Origin of the sequence: Bacterioplanes sanyensis (assembly GCF_014652515.1) — a bacterium.
GTDB classification, from domain to species: domain Bacteria; phylum Pseudomonadota; class Gammaproteobacteria; order Pseudomonadales; family Oceanobacteraceae; genus Bacterioplanes; species Bacterioplanes sanyensis.
Genome location: NZ_BMYY01000003.1, coordinates 25,214 through 41,079, shown reverse-complemented (window position 1 = coordinate 41,079; position 15,866 = coordinate 25,214). Strand labels below are relative to the sequence as shown.

The following is a 15,866-nucleotide window of genomic DNA, read 5'->3' as shown; positions in this document are numbered from 1 at the left end:
ATTAGCCTGTTGTCTCGCCACGACCGCACTCTTCCAGCAGTCGTACCAAGTAATCTCCAATTTCTGCCCGTCGCCAGCCGCTTAGCTCATCCGGCAAACGGAAGGGCCCGCGAGGATAGCCAGATCGCAGCAGTACATCCAGCGCCTTTTTTTTAGCCAGCACATCGGCCGGTAACTCTAACAGCTCGGCTTTTTCGGCGACCGCCTGGCGCAGTTTTTTCATCCACTGACCGGCCAACGGCGACAAGGGTTTGTCGAGGGCAGCGGGCCAGTATTGCCGATCCAGTTGCAGCGCCTGATCAATTATTTTTAAAACATCCTTACCGTGCTCACGAATCAGCGCTGGGCGCATGCCCGCTTTAGCGAGCTGGTCACGGTTTTTTGCTTTAAAACGCGCCAAGTTCCACAAACCTTGGTCATCGGCAATTTTACCGCGCGGCACATCTTGAGCACGTGCCTGTTGCTCACGCCACACCGCCAGCTGCTGCAACACCAGCTGCTCCTGCGGCCTTAGCTTCCAAGCGAGCTTAATGCGACGGTATAAACTGCTCAAATCATCAGGGGCCAACGCTTGCTGCACCCAGCGCTGACAGTCCTCACTCAACCAAGATTCACGCCCCAAAATTTTTAGCCGCCGAATCAGCTTGGGGTAGAGCTTGTGCAAATAGTGCACGTCGGCCGTAGCGTAGCGCACCTGCTCTGGACGCAAGGGGCGCTCTAGCCAGTTCGAGCGCGTCTCCTCTTTCGGCAGGTTGAGGTTCAGCAACTCTTTAACCATTTTCTGAAACCCCAATGAGCCGCCCATACCAGCCAGCGCGGCCCCCCACTGTGAGTCGGCCAATGGTGATGGCACGACACCGGTCAGTAAGCGACACACTTCAAGATCTTCGGCGCAAGCATGAAACACCTTGACCACCAACGGATGCTCAAACACCTCAGCCAATGGCTGCCAATCATTGATCGTCAATGGATCAATTAAGTAGCTTCCCTGACGACTGGCGACTTGCACCAGGCCTGCCTGAGGAAAATACGTGCGTGTGCGCACAAATTCGGTATCGACAGCCAGGTAAGGCTCACGCAGCCAGTCGTGACAGGCTTCTGCCAAAGCCGCATTGGTCGTGAGCCAGGTAGGCTCAGGAATTTTTAACGCTGCCACCCGTCCTCCTCTGTAATGTGATGGACATCGGCACGTCCGTGAAAGAGCTGGCGCAAATACAATACCGTCGCTTGGTCTTCAACCTGACGACCAAACAGTGCATCAACGCGTTGCCAGTTTCGGTCAATCAAGTGCATGAAGCCCAACGCCTCTGGGCCCACCCCTTGGCTGGGCGAAAGCCGGCCGTGACATATAAAGCAGTAACCGGGATAACCCGTAGCCAGTAACTTGTCTGCCTGCTGCTCTGAGGCCACCACCGCCAGCCGCAGTGGTTCCTCGACCTGCTCACACGCTCGGCAAAGTGGGCCCGAAGCCAAGCGCCGACATTGTTGACAGTGCTCTGCAGCTAGCGCCTCAGAGAGCGCCTGTGCCAAGCCTGTACCATTGCCCCTCGTCAGCAGCCACTCGGACCAACGGGCGGCCGCATTAGGCCCAACGCCGGGTAAGCGCTGCAGCTCTCGTATTAACTGCTGGTGTGCCGGCGCCAATGCCATAACATTAGAATGGCAGTTTCATGCCCGCTGGCAGACCCATACCTTCGGTCAGCTTGCCCATTTCCTGCTGATTGCGCTGCTCGATTTTGCGCACCGCATCGTTGACGGCAGCGGCCAATAAGTCTTCCAGCATTTCTTTGTCTTCAGACATAACGGCATCATCAATTTCAACGCGTTTGACATCATGGCGGCCGTTCATGGTGATTTTAACTAAACCAGCACCGGCTTCGCCCTGAACTTCTGCATTAGCCAGTTCTTCTTGCGCCTTTTGCATTTGCTCTTGCATCTTCTGGGCCTGTTTCATCAGGTTGCCCATTCCGCCTTTCATCATGGTGATTTCCTCTTATTTAGTGGCCAGCCACATCAGTCAGACTGCAGTGGCTGAATGCTGTATTCGTCAATAGTGGCACTAAACTGCTGCAACAGCAGCTGTAAAGCTGGGTCAGTCGACAAGGCTTGCGATGCGCTGTGCCATGCCTCTTGTTGTAAGCGCTGGCGACGCTGATCAGGCGTTTCGCCGCGTACCGGCCGTACTTCAACGCTGACTTGGACGACACCCAACTTACTGGCCAAGGCCTCTTGCAGGCGCTGGCGCTGGGCGTCGTTGTACAACGCCGAGTTATCTGGGTCCAGATCAAATTGGTAGTGCTGGCCATCAACCTGAACCAGTGCACAGCTACGGGCAATGGCAGCGGTCATACCCGCCAGTGGCAACTGCTCAACCCATTGCCACCAATTATGAGAGGTAAGCTCGGCCAGCTTGGCTGTGGGTTGTAACTCTGGCTCTGGCTCTGGCTCTGGCTCTGGCTCTGGCTCTGGCTCTGGCTCTGGCTCTGGCTCTGGCTCTGGCTCTGGCTCTGGCTCTGGCTCTGGCTCTGGCTCTGGCTCTGGCGTCGGCTCTGGCGTCGGCTCTGGCGTCGGCTCTGGCGTCGGCTCTGGCGTCGGCTCTGGCGTCGGCTCTGGCGTCGGCTCTGGCGTCGGCTCTGGCGTCGGCTCTGGCGTCGGCTCTGGCGTGCCAGGGTGTGTTGCTAGTGGCGACGGTGCAAGGGTTTTCTGGCGGGCGTTAGGATTTTTTTTTTCGTCGCTTTGGCGCTCTGTTGTAGGGGATTCCAAACAACTGAGCAAATCCAACTCCAGCGGAGCTGTCGGCGCTGGGCGAAATGCCAACATGCGCAGCAACACCATCTCAAAACCTTGGCGTGGGTCGGGTGCCAAAGTTAAATCCTGACGACCACTACCGGCGATTTGGTAGCATAACTGTACGTCTTCTGGCGTCATATTAACGGCCAACTGCAAGATCGCTTCACGATCGCCTTCAGCATTATCAACGGCATCCGGCGTGACTTGCGCCAACGCCGTACGGTGCCAAATATGCATCAGGCCTTGCAACACTTCATCATAATCTGGACCGTGCTCAGCCATATCGGCGACTTCCGCTAACACATCTGCGGCATGGGCCTTTGCCATCACCTGCGCCAAACGAAACAAGCGGCCACGATCCATAGTGCCGAGCATAGCCACAACTTGCTGTTCAGTGACTTCACCGTGTCCGTAAGCGATGGCTTGATCCGTCAATGACAGCGCATCACGCATACTGCCCTGAGCTGCTCGTCCTAACTGCCATAGGGCGGGCTCGTCGTAGCCGACATTTTCTGCCGTTAGCACCTGTGCTAGATAATCAACGATGCGCTGGGGTGTCATATTTTTGAGGCTGAACTGCAAACAGCGAGACAGCACGGTCACGGGCAGCTTTTGCGGATCCGTCGTTGCCAGCAAAAACTTTACGTGCTCGGGAGGCTCTTCCAGCGTTTTTAGCAAGGCGTTAAAACTGTGGGTCGACAGCATATGCACTTCGTCGATCAGATAGACCTTATAACGCCCTTGGCTTGGAGCATACTGAACGTTATCGAGTAACTCGCGTGTATCTTCGACTTTGGTGCGTGAAGCCGCATCGACTTCAATCAGATCAACAAAACGACCGTCAGCAATAGACTGACAAGCCCCACACTCACCACACGGCACGGAGCTAACGCCCTGCTCACAGTTAAGGCACTTGGCAAGAATACGAGCAATGGTGGTTTTACCAACGCCACGGGTGCCGGTAAACAGGTAGGCATGGTGCAAACGCTGCTCGTCTAAGGCATTAATAAGGGCTTTGAGAACATGCTCCTGCCCCACCATTTCAGCGAAGCTCCGAGGCCGCCATTTTCTCGCAAGTACCTGATAACTCATGAAATTTCCGCTACCGGAAAACAAAGATGGGCGCCATCTTAGCGCGTCGTGAAAAGATTGTCAGGACAGAAATGGAGATGACCCCCACCAGCCACACCCCGGCACACGAGTCCACTGCTACCGTTGCTCCCTTCCGGGCCTGGCGGGGTTTACAGCTTATCGTTGCGAGGGGACCGATGAGGGCCACCACAACGTCCGATTACTCGGAGGACGCGAACAATAGCAAAACTCATTGAAAAATCAAGCGTTTATCCACCACTTACAAGCGAATTTTCAGCCACACTGCTGTTATCAATGAAGCGGCCAATTTGCCCCAAGGGTCCCAACAAGCGTGGACGGGTCAAATAATCCGCTTCGGTGCCCGTTACTCGGGTGTCTAATCGCCCCTCTACAAAAAAGGCACGCAACAACACCTGTCGGGCCTCTGCCATGCGCTGCAACCGCTCCAATCGAGTACGAAAAGCGTGACACTGATAACCTTCTCGCTCAACCATTTGCCCCGCCGACGACAGACGCATAAATTCGCCATCAACGGACAACACCAATGGATGCTGCGTTTGTAACTCACGAGCGTCATTGTGGCACAGCAGCAACTGCCAGCCGCTATCTGTATGTCGCACGGACAGAGCTAAAGCTGGGTTGCTATAGAGTGGAACCGGTTGGGCCAGTTCATGCTGATGGGAGGCTAAGAGGCTACCTGAGGCCGCCACCGAGGCCAATAACAAAGACAAACGCATCCATTGCATAAAGGGGATCCTTGGTAAGTTTGTACCGAGCATAGCGACAGTGCTGTGCTAACACAATTCGCAGTTGTGCTATTGGGACAAATGCTCACATGCTTTGTAGCAGATAAGCTCGGATACCATCAGTCGTCGCCCAAATGCAACCAATGGCGCAGGGCAAGCTCCATAACTTCGGCGCGATTCAACTGCAGCTGCTCACAAGCATCGTCCAAATGCTCGACAATGGCGTGGGGCACCTTTACTTCCAAGCGTTTCAGTCCACGCGCTTTGTCGCGCTGACGTTGGCTGCGCTTGTTCACTCGACATTGCAATGAGCGATCATAAGGGTTGCTGCGCGGACGACCTCGACGGCGTGCCGCAAACATATCGATGGTGGTTCTATCTTCAGGCTGTACAGACATACGGACTCCAAGGGGGCGCACATTATCCAAGCCTGCAAAGCAATTGCAACGCCCTGACAGCAGAAGGTTTGCCGGGGCGTAGGTCAGGCCGCTACTATCACTCGTTACTGGGCTGAACTGTCACTGACCAGCCGACGTTTTTGGCTTGTTAAAAAGGATAAACACCGCTAATGCCATCGCTTTCAGATACTCGCCTAAGCAGCGACCAACTGACTCACCAACTGGATTCAAACCGATTACCAGCCAGCACCGCTGAGCTCGACGCCTTTCAAGGGGTACTCGGTCAAGAAAGGGCGGTAAATGCCATTCAGTTTGGCGTCGCCATGAAACGCCCCGGCTACAACATCTTTGTCATGGGAGAAACGGGCACGGGCCGCTCCTCATATGTGCGCGAGTACCTACGCAATGAAGGCAAACGCCAAACAACCCCGGACATCTGGTGTTATGTCAATCATTTCGACAACCCGCGCGAGCCCCGCGCATTAAAACTGCAACCCGATGAAGCTCAACGCTACCAAGAGCATATTCATGAGCTGATCAATCAGCTCTTAGCCACCTTTCCTGCGGCTTTCGAACACCCGTCCTACCAGCAAAAAAAAGCCGCCATCGACTACGCCTTCAACCGTCGCTATGACAAGGCCATCGAACAGATCGAGCGCGAAGCACACAAGCGCGGCGTGGCCGTATATCGTGATTCATCTGCGATTAGTTTTACCCCCATGCGGGAAGGCAAAGCATTGGATGAGACGGAGTTTGCACAGCTACCCGAAGCAGAGCGTGACGAGTTCCACAACACCATTGCTGAACTGGAGCAGATGCTGGGCGAACAGTTATCCGAGTTGCCGCAATGGAAGCGCGAATCGTCCAACTCATTACGCGAACTGAATCAGGTCACCATCAAAGAAGCCATTGCTCCACTACTCGAACCGCTGCGTCAGCAGTTTGCTGACCATTCGGCCATGAGCGATTACCTCAACGATGTCGAAGCACACCTACCGCGCTTGGTACTAGAGGAGCTGATTGAAGAGCGCATGTTAGAGTTACGCGAGGAGTACAACAAACGCAGCTCTCTGGAAGAAGCACTGCTGCCCAACATCGTTACCCGCCACCAATCCAACAGTGGCGCACCCGTTATTTACGAGCCGCACCCAAGCTACGCCAACCTGTTCGGCCGCATTGAATACGCCAACGAGCAAGGCGCTCTGGTCACCAACTACCGTCGCATTAGCCCAGGCGCCCTCCACCGCGCCAACGGCGGCTACTTAATAGTCGATGCCGAGAAGGTTTTGTCTGAGCCACTGGTATGGGAAGCGCTGAAGCGCGCACTGCAATCTGGCCAGTTGAAAATAGAATCCCCCTACGCCGACCTAGGCATGCTCAACACCACAACCCTGTTGCCACAAACCATTCCACTGCAGCTGAAGTTGGTACTGATTGGCTCACGCCAAATTTACTATTTACTGCAAGAGTACGATGAGGATTTCCGTCGTCTGTTCCGAGCTGTGGTTGATTTCGACGGCGACTTGCAAGCCGATAGCGACCATATTCACGCCTATGCTCGACTGCTGCGCAGTCGCATCGATGAGCAGCAAATGGCCCATATGAGCCACGGCGGCATGGTACGCATGCTGGAGTTCAGTGCGCGCCTAGCCGAGCGTCAAGATGCTTTAAGTGCCCGCATCGGCGAGCAGTTTGACCTATTATCTGAAGCCGACTTTTTGCGTCAAATGGCCAACGACCAACAGATTGAAGCACACCATATCGAGCGTGCACTCAATGCCAAAAAAGAGCGCACTGGGCGCGTATACGACAAACTGTTTGAGCAAATGCTGGAGGGTACGGTGTTGTTACAAACCGACGGTACTGCCATCGGTAACATCAACGGCCTGACCGTCATGTCTCTGGGCGACACCAGCTTTGGCTCACCGGCGCGCATTACCACCACTGTGTTCCCTGGCACCCGAGGCGTGGTGGACATTGAGCGCGAAGTTGATCTGGGGCAGGCCATTCATTCAAAAGGCGTGATGATCATCAGCGGCTTTCTCGGCCATCGCTACGCACTGGACTTCCCACTTGCCATGACCGCCCACATTGCCATGGAGCAGTCTTACGGCTACATCGATGGCGATAGCGCTTCCCTAGCTGAGCTCGTGTGTCTCATCTCTGCGCTGATCAAGAGCCCAGTATCACAGTCGTTCGCTGTGACTGGCTCGGTCAATCAGTACGGAGAGGTTCAAGCCATCGGCGGCGCCAATGAGAAAATCGAAGGTTTCTTTCGCTTATGCCAAGCCCGCGGCCTGACCGGTAAGCAAGGCGTGATCATTCCAGCGGCCAACCAACGCAACTTGGTTTTAAGCCAAGCAGTGGTGGAAGCGGTGGCCAACCGACAGTTTCATATCCATGCTGTCCGCCACGTCGACCAAGCTTTGAGCCTGTTGTTGCAACGCAAAGCGGGCACCGCCAACGCCGCAGGGAAGTTCCCTAAAGGCAGCATCAATGCCGACGTGGTAGCGCGCCTAAAAGCCATGTATCAAGCGGCACAGAGCCCGAACAACGACAAAGGTTAAGCGAAAAATTAATGCGAGCCGGCCGACGCCAACGCTTGCATGAGGGCAAACAACTCAGGCCATCGCACCGGCTTAGCGACGATATCGTCAAAGCCACTGCGGTGGCACTGTTGGCGCTCATCATCCGAAACTCCCGCCGTCAGCGCCACAATTGGACGTCGACAGCCTAGCTGGCGCAACGCTTCCGTGGTGGCAAAGCCATCGAGCACCGGCATATTGCAATCCAACAGCAAAATATCTGCGCGCTGCCATTGGGCATCGTCTAACAGCGCCTGACCATGCTCGTAGCTCAGAAGTTCTACACCTTGGCGCTGTAGCATGCGCTCTAGTACCGTTCGGCTGGTGTCGTCGTCTTCACAGATAGCAACGACCAAGCCTTGCAGCGAGGTTTCTTCGAAACCAGCCCCAGGCTTATCTTCAATGATCGCCACTTCCACAGGCACCTGAACCGCAAAACAACTACCTTGACCTTCTACGCTGCTGGCCCACACTTGACCGCCCATCAGCTCGGCCAAAGAGCGGCATAAGCTCAACCCCAACCCAGTTCCGCCAAACTGTCCAGCCACTTGCGCCGAGGCCTGCTCATACGGCAAAAACAAGCGCTCCAACTGATCGGGAGCGATGCCAATGCCGCTATCCTCGACTTCAAAGCGCAACCAAAGCGCTTCGGCATTAAACTCCCCGCGAATGGCTATGGCACCGCCGTCGGGGGTGAACTTCAAAGCATTGCTGACGAAGTTTAATAAGATTTGCTGCAGACGGTCGGCATCTGCCAGTAGCGGTGGGCAATCGTCTGGAATCAAACTGCAATCCAGTTGTAACTGCTTCTTGCGACTGTTGGCAAAAAAAACCGATTGCACCCGCCTTAGAAGGTCGTTGGCCTGAAAGCAATGGGGGCTGAGCTCCAATTTGCCAGCTTCGATTTTACCTAAGTCCAACACATCATTGATGATGGCCAGTACAGCGTCAGCCGCATATTGAGCATCTTGAACCAAGTCTTTCTGCTCAAGGCTCAACTGCGTTTGCTGCAGCAAGCTAATGATGCCGATCAAGCCATTTAGTGGCGTGCGAATTTCATGGCTCATATGGGCCAAAAAACGACTTTTAGCAACCGAGGCCTTACCCGCTTGCTCAGCCTTATGCGCCATCATTTGGGCAGCAACGATATCGCGATAGCCGCGCAGCGCCGTCGTCAGCACCACTCGCAAACGCTGAGCGGTGGCATCGGCTTTGGAAAGGTAATCATTGATTTCATATTGATCGATGACTTCACGCTCAGGGGCGAAACCCGGCTGCCCCGTGCGCAGTACAATACGGATGCGGTGGTTTTGTAGCTCCTCACGAATAAAGCCCACCAATTGCAGACCGGCATCATCGGATTCCATCACGACATCGAGTAACACCAGCGCAATATCATCTCGCTCTAACAACATTGCACGCGCTGCCGCAGCGCTATTACACTCCAGCAACTCCAGCGGCTTGCCTTGAAAGCGGTAACTGCGCAATACCAACCGACTCACTTGCATGACGGATTCGTCATCATCGACCATCAGCACCGGAATCGCCTCAGGCAGAAAACCGGCCAACTGGCTCGTTGCCATGAAATCCCCTCGATCTATATGGACATCAGTATGCCATTGTTGGCATGCCGTCCCCAGACTATAGCGGATTCGCAGCCGAGCGATTACTCCTCACTTCAGCTAGAGTCGCACCTGGCAACAACATCCGTGTTTTAATCTGCCCGCACCAACAATGCGTCGCGCAAGTCCTCTTGGACTGGGTCATCTGATAACCAGATACCAAACAGCGCCTGCTTAAACGCCAAGCCTGCCACTTGCGACTTAGCTTCACCGTTGTGGTAAACAGTCACACCATTGCTGGGGCGATATACTAAGTCGAACACATCGCCCTCATTAATATCGTCAGCAAAGGCGGTGATTAACTGCTCGACTTTGTCCTCAATGGGCGCCAGATTACCACCAGTCGAACGAACGAAACCATCACGGGTGGAGTCGGCCATACGCTTACCGGTAATCATGCTCGAAATAATGTGTAAACGCAGCGCCATGGGTTCGTCTGCCTCGACGATGTCGTCACCATCATCTTCCAGTTCTGGCAGGTACAGTGCAGCAATATACAAATCAAGAAAAAATTTAGTACGAACCCCCGCACCGTTGAGCGTCAGCGCGTGATCATCAAGGGTGAAAGAGTCGGCCAACTCCAATCCAGAAAACTCTTTTGCTTGAGCCATAAACGTCTGGCCCAACAACAGGGAGAGGGCGAGCAAAATGCGTAGCATGTGGTGATCCTTCTTGTTGTTATAGTTAGGCGGGATATCAATCCCCCAGCGGCCCGTTTATAGGAAATGCACGTCACAAATGCAAGTGTCCTGGCCACCACAGTGGGATAAATATCAGTAGCGCAACAACCATCGATGCCAGAGCCGCAATCAAGACCGCTGCGGCGGCCATGTCTTTAGCCTGGCCAATCAGAGGGTGGTGCTGTGGGTGCAAAGCATCACAAACAGCTTCAATGGCTGCATTCAAGGCCTCAGTCGCCAGCACCAATGCCACACAGACAATGATTGCCAGCCACTGTCCAGAGCTGACCCCGGTTAAGGCACCAGAAAGCAAAACGACGAATGCCGCCAGCAGGTGAATACGAAAATGCGCCTCCCGCTGCGTCACCGCAGCCAAACCAGCCAATGCAGCGGCAAAGGCTCGTTGGCGGCGATGCCACCAACCGGCCATTAACGGAAATCTTTCACATGCTTGGTGACGAAGCGCAGCGTCATTTCTACTAGATTCTCGCCGCTGTCATAGAAGCGGTCATCCAGTTCAGCGATGGCATCGGCGTGATCACTTTCGATCTGATCAAATAAATCAATGCGCTCATCTTCGTCGGAGGGAACATGCCTCTCAGGAAAAAAATCCAACAGACGGTCGAGTAAACCTGCAGACACTTTGGCTTTGATGCGTTCCAGCGCTTCGAGCGTGTCAGTGGCTCGACTGCCAGCATCATGGTGAACGAACTGCACAAAACCGCCGTTTTCCATTTCGCGTAGCAGTTGATCTAATAGAAATACGGTTTTCTCCGCATCGTTGAGTTCGTCGTAGCCGAGCTCGGCTTCTTTGTCATAAATCACGTCGGTGATTTGCAGAAAGGAATCAGTTTCATCAGCGACATCCAGTGCCGCCTGAATCTCCATGTTCATAGAGTCCTACTCATTATCTCTTTTTATTGCCATACCAGATGAAAACTGACGGCTACGACGGGCTGTCAGCGCAATCACAATAGCCTACCCTACCGTGTTTGACAAAGGTTTTACAACGCTGTCAGCGCACAATAATTGATGCAGTTTTTCTCCTGTTAACTCGGGCGCTTCCATCGGAAAACAATGCCCATCGCCAAAGCTAAACCAGCTGATTTGTTGGCGACGGGCCGCTTTCTGCGCTGCTTTTTCAATAAAGAAGTAACTGCCCCCTGCGACCCAGATTCGAGTTGGCACCGTCAAACGGTGCACCGCCGACCACAGCCCACGCGGATACGAGCCAAATATGGATGCCTCCCAAGCAGGATCACAGGCCAGCTCAACCCCGTCAGCAACAGGCCGGCTGCCATGACAAACAAACGCCTGTAACGCTTCATCATTCCATTGGCGGTAAAGTGATTTACGCCGCAACGAGGCCTGCATTTGCTCTTTATCGGCCCAGTGACGACGACGCGACGCAACCGAACGGACCAAGCGCGTGCGTTTCCAAAAGCCCGATTTGCGCATCAAGCGCTGCGCCCATACCACCTCCGGCGTAAACAGTACCGGGTCCAACATATCAACGGAGGCAAATAATGACGGATATCGCGCTGCCATCAACAGGCTCAACACCCCACCCATCGAGTGCCCTACCGCCATAACAGCACGGCCGTTAGACATCGTCTCTATCTGACGAGCGATAGACTCGGCCATGGCCTGCCAGTCAGGCATGCGATGATCTGGCTGCGGCGAACGTCCATGACCAGGAATATCGGTAAAAATCAAATGCCAGCTGGCTGGTAGCTGCTGCGCCATTGGCCACAGTGTTCGGCTACAAAAGCCGTTGCCATGAAGAAAATGCACAATGGGACCGTGACCTGGCCGCTGCCATCCTGCTAGGCACTTGTCATCACTGCGCCATGGCTGCAAGGTATCTGTTGTCATTGTATTGATCAGCCAATCATAAGGAGGGAGCCATGATAGGTAGCCTTCGTCTAATGAAGCAAGATGGTTTTTCCATAAACAACATTGCTGCCATTAAGACCGGCTGCTTCAATGCAGCCGCTGGCGGGGAAGTAGTTTCCCCACACTTATCTAAGCTAAAGCTGAAGCAAGACCATGAGGTGGACTATGAACACAACGGCCGTTGTTAACAAAGCTCTGGAAGCTAACCGTCGTTATACTGACCTGCAGGATGCACGGGCCAGTTTGGAACAAGCGCAGCGCGATTTAACCGCGCGTGTTATCAGTGAAGATGAATATCAAACCATCGCCGATGTGTGCTTAAAGATCATTCGCGCCAGCCGTGACTAACCAGCGTTAGGCCGCACTCGGCACACCGCTGTGAAAACGAAATTCCGGATCGGGTGACGCAATCAGTTCATTTTCTAGCTGCCTGAACGCCGCTACTCGGTCGGTGATGTCCACCGCTGAATACTGCTGCGCCAATGCCAGATAATCTTGGTAGTGGCGCCCTTCCGAGCGCAGCAACGAGCGATAGAACCGTGCCAGCTTGTCGTCTAAAAAAGGCGCCAACTTGGCAAAGCGTTCACAGCTACGTGCCTCGATAAATGCCCCCACGATCAATACATCGATCAGTTCGTGTTCACCGCCTTTGCGCACGGCATCGCGCAAGCCCGACGCATAGCGCGAAGAGGACACCGCCCGATAGCGAATACCGCGCTCTTGCATGATGTTCACCACTTGCTCAAAATGCAGCAGCTCTTCACGCGCCAACTGGCTCATCTTTTTCAGCAAATCGTCGCGATCAATATGCTTATACAGCAAGTTCATTGCCGTCGTGGCCGCCTTCTTCTCGCAATTAGCGTGATCAATTAAGAGTACATCTTGCTGCTTTAATGCTTCGTCTATCCAGGCATCTGGCGTTTCTATATGTAAGAACTGACGAATCTCGTCTAACACCTGCTCGATTTTCATAAACCTTCCTCTAACATGCGCTCCAATATAGCGCGCAGCTCGCCCTCGATGACGACTGCCTTTTGAGTGGACTCATCCATCAAGCAAAAGGTAATCAGCGCATCTGCCACCAACTCCACCGCTTCACCTTGTTGCAGCAACCACACTTGCTGCAATAGCCGACCACTTTTATTACCGATATGGTCGATGCGCGTAGTGATGCGCAAAGTTTCATTGACGTACGCCGGCCGACGATAATTTATATTGATATTGGCAACGACAAAGCTGAGCTGACGCGACTCAAACAGTTCGATAAAAGCGTGGCGATCAAAATAGTCCCAGCGCCCCTCTTCTAAAAACTCCAGATAGCGGCCATTATTCACATGATGATAAATATCCAAATGGTAGCCACGAACTTTAATCTCGACCGCCATAGCACTGAAGCTCCCCAAAAAAAGCGTGCAGTGTAAGCAATTCACCCGTGACCGACAATGTCGCTTAGCCGTAGCGCAACTGACTCAGCGACACGCCGAGTGACACATCGGTTCGCAGGCGCGCTAACAACCTGGTTAACAAGGCTTGTTGCCAATGCTGCTGCAGCAAACCGGACCAGCGTTCATCACCAAAGTCGGCCATTTGCACCAGCAAGGTATCCAGACTGCCAAAGCGATCCAACAGCCGCGCAGCCGTCTTGCGACCGATGCCAGCAACGCCCGGCAGATGATTGGTGCTGTCGCCCATCAAGGCCCAAAAGTCGACCAGCTGTGAGGGCAACAATCCAAACTGCTGCTCTACCCTCGCTAAGTCCCAATCGTAATGATCAAAATGATTGCGAACTTGAATCCCGGGCTGCACCAGCTGACAAAAGCCTTTATCCGTGGAAACGATCAACACCTCCAGCCGGTGCTGACACGCCGTGACAGCCATACTGGCAATAACGTCATCGGCCTCCCAGCCATCGACGGACAAGCAGTAAATGCCACTTTGATGAAAATAGTGCAGCATCTCCGGCAGCCCTTGGGCCAGGGGCTCCGGCATCGGTGGCCGGCCCAGTTTGTAATCCGGCCACAACTGATGACGCCAGGTTTGCGCCGGCCATTCCGTCACCATCACCACGTGGGATGCTTGCCACTGCTCGGCTTGCCGGGACATTACCGCCAGGCAATGACTGCGCGTTGCTTCCAGTGGCATTTCGCCCTTTTTTTCCGCCGCCGCATAAATACGCCGGATCAGGTTCATGGCATCAATGATCAGCAGTCGCATCCTCGCCTCCCTCGCTTTGTTGCGCTTGCCATAAACGCCAATAGGCGCCGCGCATGGCCAGCAGTTCGCCATGAGTGCCTTCTTCGACCAGCCGCCCCTGATCCAGTACCGCGATGCGATCGGCATCGACGATGGTGGACAAACGATGGGCAATGATTAACGCCGTACGCCCTTTTGACACCTGACGAATCGACTGCATGATGTTTTGCTCTGTGGTTGAGTCGAGGGATGACGTCGCTTCATCAAACAGCATAATGGCGGGCCGCTTAAGCAGCATTCGGGCAATCGCAAGGCGCTGCTTCTCGCCGCCAGACAGCTTTAATCCACGCTCCCCCACCATGGTCTCCCAGCCCTGACTGGCGTGACTTAGCAAACCTTGTAACTGCGCCATCGCCGCCACGCGCTCAAGCTCTTCTTGGGTTGCATCCGGGCGCGCATACAGCAGATTATTGCGTAGGGTATCGTTAAACAGCACGGTGTCTTGCGGCACCATGCCGAGCTGCTCACGCAACGACTGCTGACTCACGGCCGTTAGCGGTTGATCGTCAATCAAAATGCGCCCCTGCTGCGGATCATAAAAACGCCACAACAAGCGCGTCAGGGTAGATTTACCCGCGCCACTGCTGCCCACCAGCGCCACGGTTTGCCCAGGCGCTATTGTCAGTGACAAGCCGTTAAGAACTTCGCGGCCCGTTGGATAGTGAAAGTGCACATTGTCGAATACGATGCGACCGGCAGAAACCTGCAGTTTATCTTTGCCGTCATCTACAACCTGAGGGGCTTCATCGAGCAGTTCGAACAGACGTTCAATATTGGCCATGGAGGCTTTAATCTCGCGATACACAAAGCCGAGCAAATTCAGTGGCAAAAACAGCTGAAACATAAAGGCGTTGACCAAGGTAAAATCGCCCACCGTCATCTCGCCACGAATCACATAGTAGGCAGCAAACATCAGCATGGCCGCCATGGCGACACTGATGATCAAGGCTTGGCCTGAGTTCAGCGAAAATAAGGTTAAACGGTTCTTGCGACGGGCCTGCTCCCACTGTGCCAAAGCGCCGTCGTAGGCCTGCGCTTCGCGCTGTTCTGCGCCAAAGTACTTAACGGTCTCATAGTTCAACAAACTGTCCAAGGCCCTAGCATGCGTGGTGGAGTCCATTTGGTTAGCCTGGCGAATATACTGCGTGCGCCACTCTGTCACGCGCACCGAAAATGCCACATAGGTCACCACCGCAACGGTGGTGATGACGGCAAATACCGGCGGGTAATTCGCCAATAAGATACCGATCACCAACACCAGTTCGATCAAAGTCGGGCCAATATTAAAAATCAAAAAACGCATCAAAAAGCTGATGCCATTGGTGCCGCGTTCGATGTCTCGCTGCAGCGCGCCAGTTTGACGATCCAAGTGAAACGCCAAGCTTAAACGGTGCAAGTGTTCGAATACCCGCAATGCCATGCGTCGCATCGCCCGCTCGGTCACGCGCCCAAACAAGACATCGCGCACCTCGCCCACAAACACCGTCATAAAGCGCACGCTGCCATAGGCCAGCAGCAACCCCAAAGGAAACCACAGCCACCAGTCACTGACGGCGTCATCCACCGTGGTTAAGTGATCCACCTGATATTTCAGCAAAAACGGCATGCCGACACTGGCAAGCTTTGCCAACAGCAAGCAACTGAGCGCCGCCACAACGCGCCAGCGGTATTCCATCAAATAAGGCCACAAAGTTCTGACCCAGGTCATCACCCGCAGCCTTTCAGGCATGGCTTCGGGCATGCGCGTTCGCGCTTTCATCAAATTGTTACTCTAGAGTGTTAAACAGGCGGCACAGAGTAAGGA

17 protein-coding genes and 1 other RNA gene are annotated in these 15,866 nt (G+C 54.2%); 2 read left to right on the top strand and 16 right to left on the bottom strand.

Going from position 1 to position 15,866, the window contains the following annotated elements:
• Position 1: 1 nt before the first annotated feature.
• From rnd to ybfE, 7 genes are all read right to left on the bottom strand, one after another.
• Positions 2-1,156 (bottom strand): ribonuclease D, encoded by a 1,155-nt coding sequence (rnd, locus tag IE090_RS06030; RefSeq protein WP_189387471.1) that lies wholly within the window; start codon positions 1,154-1,156, stop codon positions 2-4.
• Complete coding sequence (locus tag IE090_RS06025) at positions 1,144-1,650, bottom strand: toprim domain-containing protein (protein ID WP_189387470.1); 507 nt, start codon at positions 1,648-1,650, stop codon at positions 1,144-1,146. The genes rnd and IE090_RS06025 overlap by 13 nt, the downstream gene beginning before the upstream one ends.
• Before the next feature lie 4 nt (positions 1,651-1,654).
• Positions 1,655-1,981: a YbaB/EbfC family nucleoid-associated protein gene (locus IE090_RS06020; RefSeq protein ID WP_189387469.1), complete on the bottom strand. Its 327-nt coding sequence runs from the start codon at positions 1,979-1,981 to the stop codon at positions 1,655-1,657.
• Between the two features lie 32 nt (positions 1,982-2,013).
• Positions 2,014-3,882, bottom strand: a complete 1,869-nt coding sequence (dnaX, locus tag IE090_RS06015; protein ID WP_189387468.1) for a DNA polymerase III subunit gamma/tau — start codon at positions 3,880-3,882, stop codon at positions 2,014-2,016.
• An 82-nt stretch (positions 3,883-3,964) separates the two neighbouring features.
• Positions 3,965-4,061: signal recognition particle sRNA small type (gene ffs / locus IE090_RS06010), an RNA gene on the bottom strand.
• A 69-nt stretch (positions 4,062-4,130) separates the two neighbouring features.
• On the bottom strand, positions 4,131-4,628 hold the full coding sequence (locus IE090_RS06005) for a hypothetical protein (RefSeq protein ID WP_189387467.1): 498 nt from the start codon (positions 4,626-4,628) through the stop codon (positions 4,131-4,133).
• A 119-nt stretch (positions 4,629-4,747) separates the two neighbouring features.
• A complete protein-coding gene (ybfE, locus tag IE090_RS06000; RefSeq protein ID WP_189387466.1) occupies positions 4,748-5,026 on the bottom strand; it encodes a LexA regulated protein in 279 nt (92 codons plus the stop codon).
• A gap of 170 nt (positions 5,027-5,196) precedes the next feature.
• Here ybfE and IE090_RS05995 point away from each other — a divergent pair, with 170 nt between their 5' ends.
• A complete protein-coding gene (locus IE090_RS05995) occupies positions 5,197-7,593 on the top strand; it encodes a Lon protease family protein (protein ID WP_189387465.1) in 2,397 nt (798 codons plus the stop codon).
• A gap of 8 nt (positions 7,594-7,601) precedes the next feature.
• Here IE090_RS05995 and IE090_RS05990 read toward each other — a convergent pair whose 3' ends face one another.
• The 5 genes from IE090_RS05990 to IE090_RS05970 form a co-directional block, all read right to left on the bottom strand.
• Positions 7,602-9,194 carry a response regulator gene (locus tag IE090_RS05990; RefSeq protein WP_189387464.1) on the bottom strand — a complete coding sequence of 531 codons (1,593 nt, stop codon included), beginning with the start codon at positions 9,192-9,194 and terminating at the stop codon, positions 7,602-7,604.
• 131 nt (positions 9,195-9,325) lie between these two features.
• Positions 9,326-9,892, bottom strand: a complete 567-nt coding sequence (locus tag IE090_RS05985; protein ID WP_189387463.1) for a chalcone isomerase family protein — start codon at positions 9,890-9,892, stop codon at positions 9,326-9,328.
• A gap of 73 nt (positions 9,893-9,965) precedes the next feature.
• Entirely contained in the window at positions 9,966-10,343 is a 378-nt protein-coding gene (locus IE090_RS05980; protein ID WP_189387462.1) for a diacylglycerol kinase, read from the bottom strand.
• Positions 10,343-10,807 (bottom strand): DMP19 family protein, encoded by a 465-nt coding sequence (locus IE090_RS05975; RefSeq protein WP_189387461.1) that lies wholly within the window; start codon positions 10,805-10,807, stop codon positions 10,343-10,345. The genes IE090_RS05980 and IE090_RS05975 overlap by 1 nt, the downstream gene beginning before the upstream one ends.
• Before the next feature lie 84 nt (positions 10,808-10,891).
• A complete protein-coding gene (locus IE090_RS05970; RefSeq protein WP_189387460.1) occupies positions 10,892-11,788 on the bottom strand; it encodes an alpha/beta fold hydrolase in 897 nt (298 codons plus the stop codon).
• Between the two features lie 186 nt (positions 11,789-11,974).
• Between IE090_RS05970 and IE090_RS05965 the strand changes: the two genes are divergently transcribed.
• Positions 11,975-12,157 (top strand): hypothetical protein, encoded by a 183-nt coding sequence (locus IE090_RS05965; protein WP_189387459.1) that lies wholly within the window; start codon positions 11,975-11,977, stop codon positions 12,155-12,157.
• Between the two features lie 6 nt (positions 12,158-12,163).
• Here the strand turns inward: IE090_RS05965 and IE090_RS05960 are convergent, their stop codons facing one another.
• The 4 genes from IE090_RS05960 to IE090_RS05945 all read right to left on the bottom strand — a co-directional run bounded on the left by IE090_RS05960 (position 12,164) and on the right by IE090_RS05945 (position 15,821).
• On the bottom strand, positions 12,164-12,781 hold the full coding sequence (locus tag IE090_RS05960; RefSeq protein ID WP_189387458.1) for a MiaE family protein: 618 nt from the start codon (positions 12,779-12,781) through the stop codon (positions 12,164-12,166).
• Positions 12,778-13,194, bottom strand: coding sequence for an acyl-CoA thioesterase (locus IE090_RS05955; RefSeq protein ID WP_189387457.1), 417 nt, complete (start codon positions 13,192-13,194; stop codon positions 12,778-12,780). Before IE090_RS05955 ends, IE090_RS05960 begins: the two co-directional genes overlap by 4 nt.
• Positions 13,195-13,258: 64 nt before the next feature.
• Positions 13,259-14,023 (bottom strand): flap endonuclease Xni, encoded by a 765-nt coding sequence (xni, locus tag IE090_RS05950; RefSeq protein ID WP_189387456.1) that lies wholly within the window; start codon positions 14,021-14,023, stop codon positions 13,259-13,261.
• Entirely contained in the window at positions 14,004-15,821 is a 1,818-nt protein-coding gene (locus tag IE090_RS05945) for an ABCB family ABC transporter ATP-binding protein/permease (protein WP_229815526.1), read from the bottom strand. The genes xni and IE090_RS05945 overlap by 20 nt, the downstream gene beginning before the upstream one ends.
• Positions 15,822-15,866 lie beyond the last annotated feature (45 nt).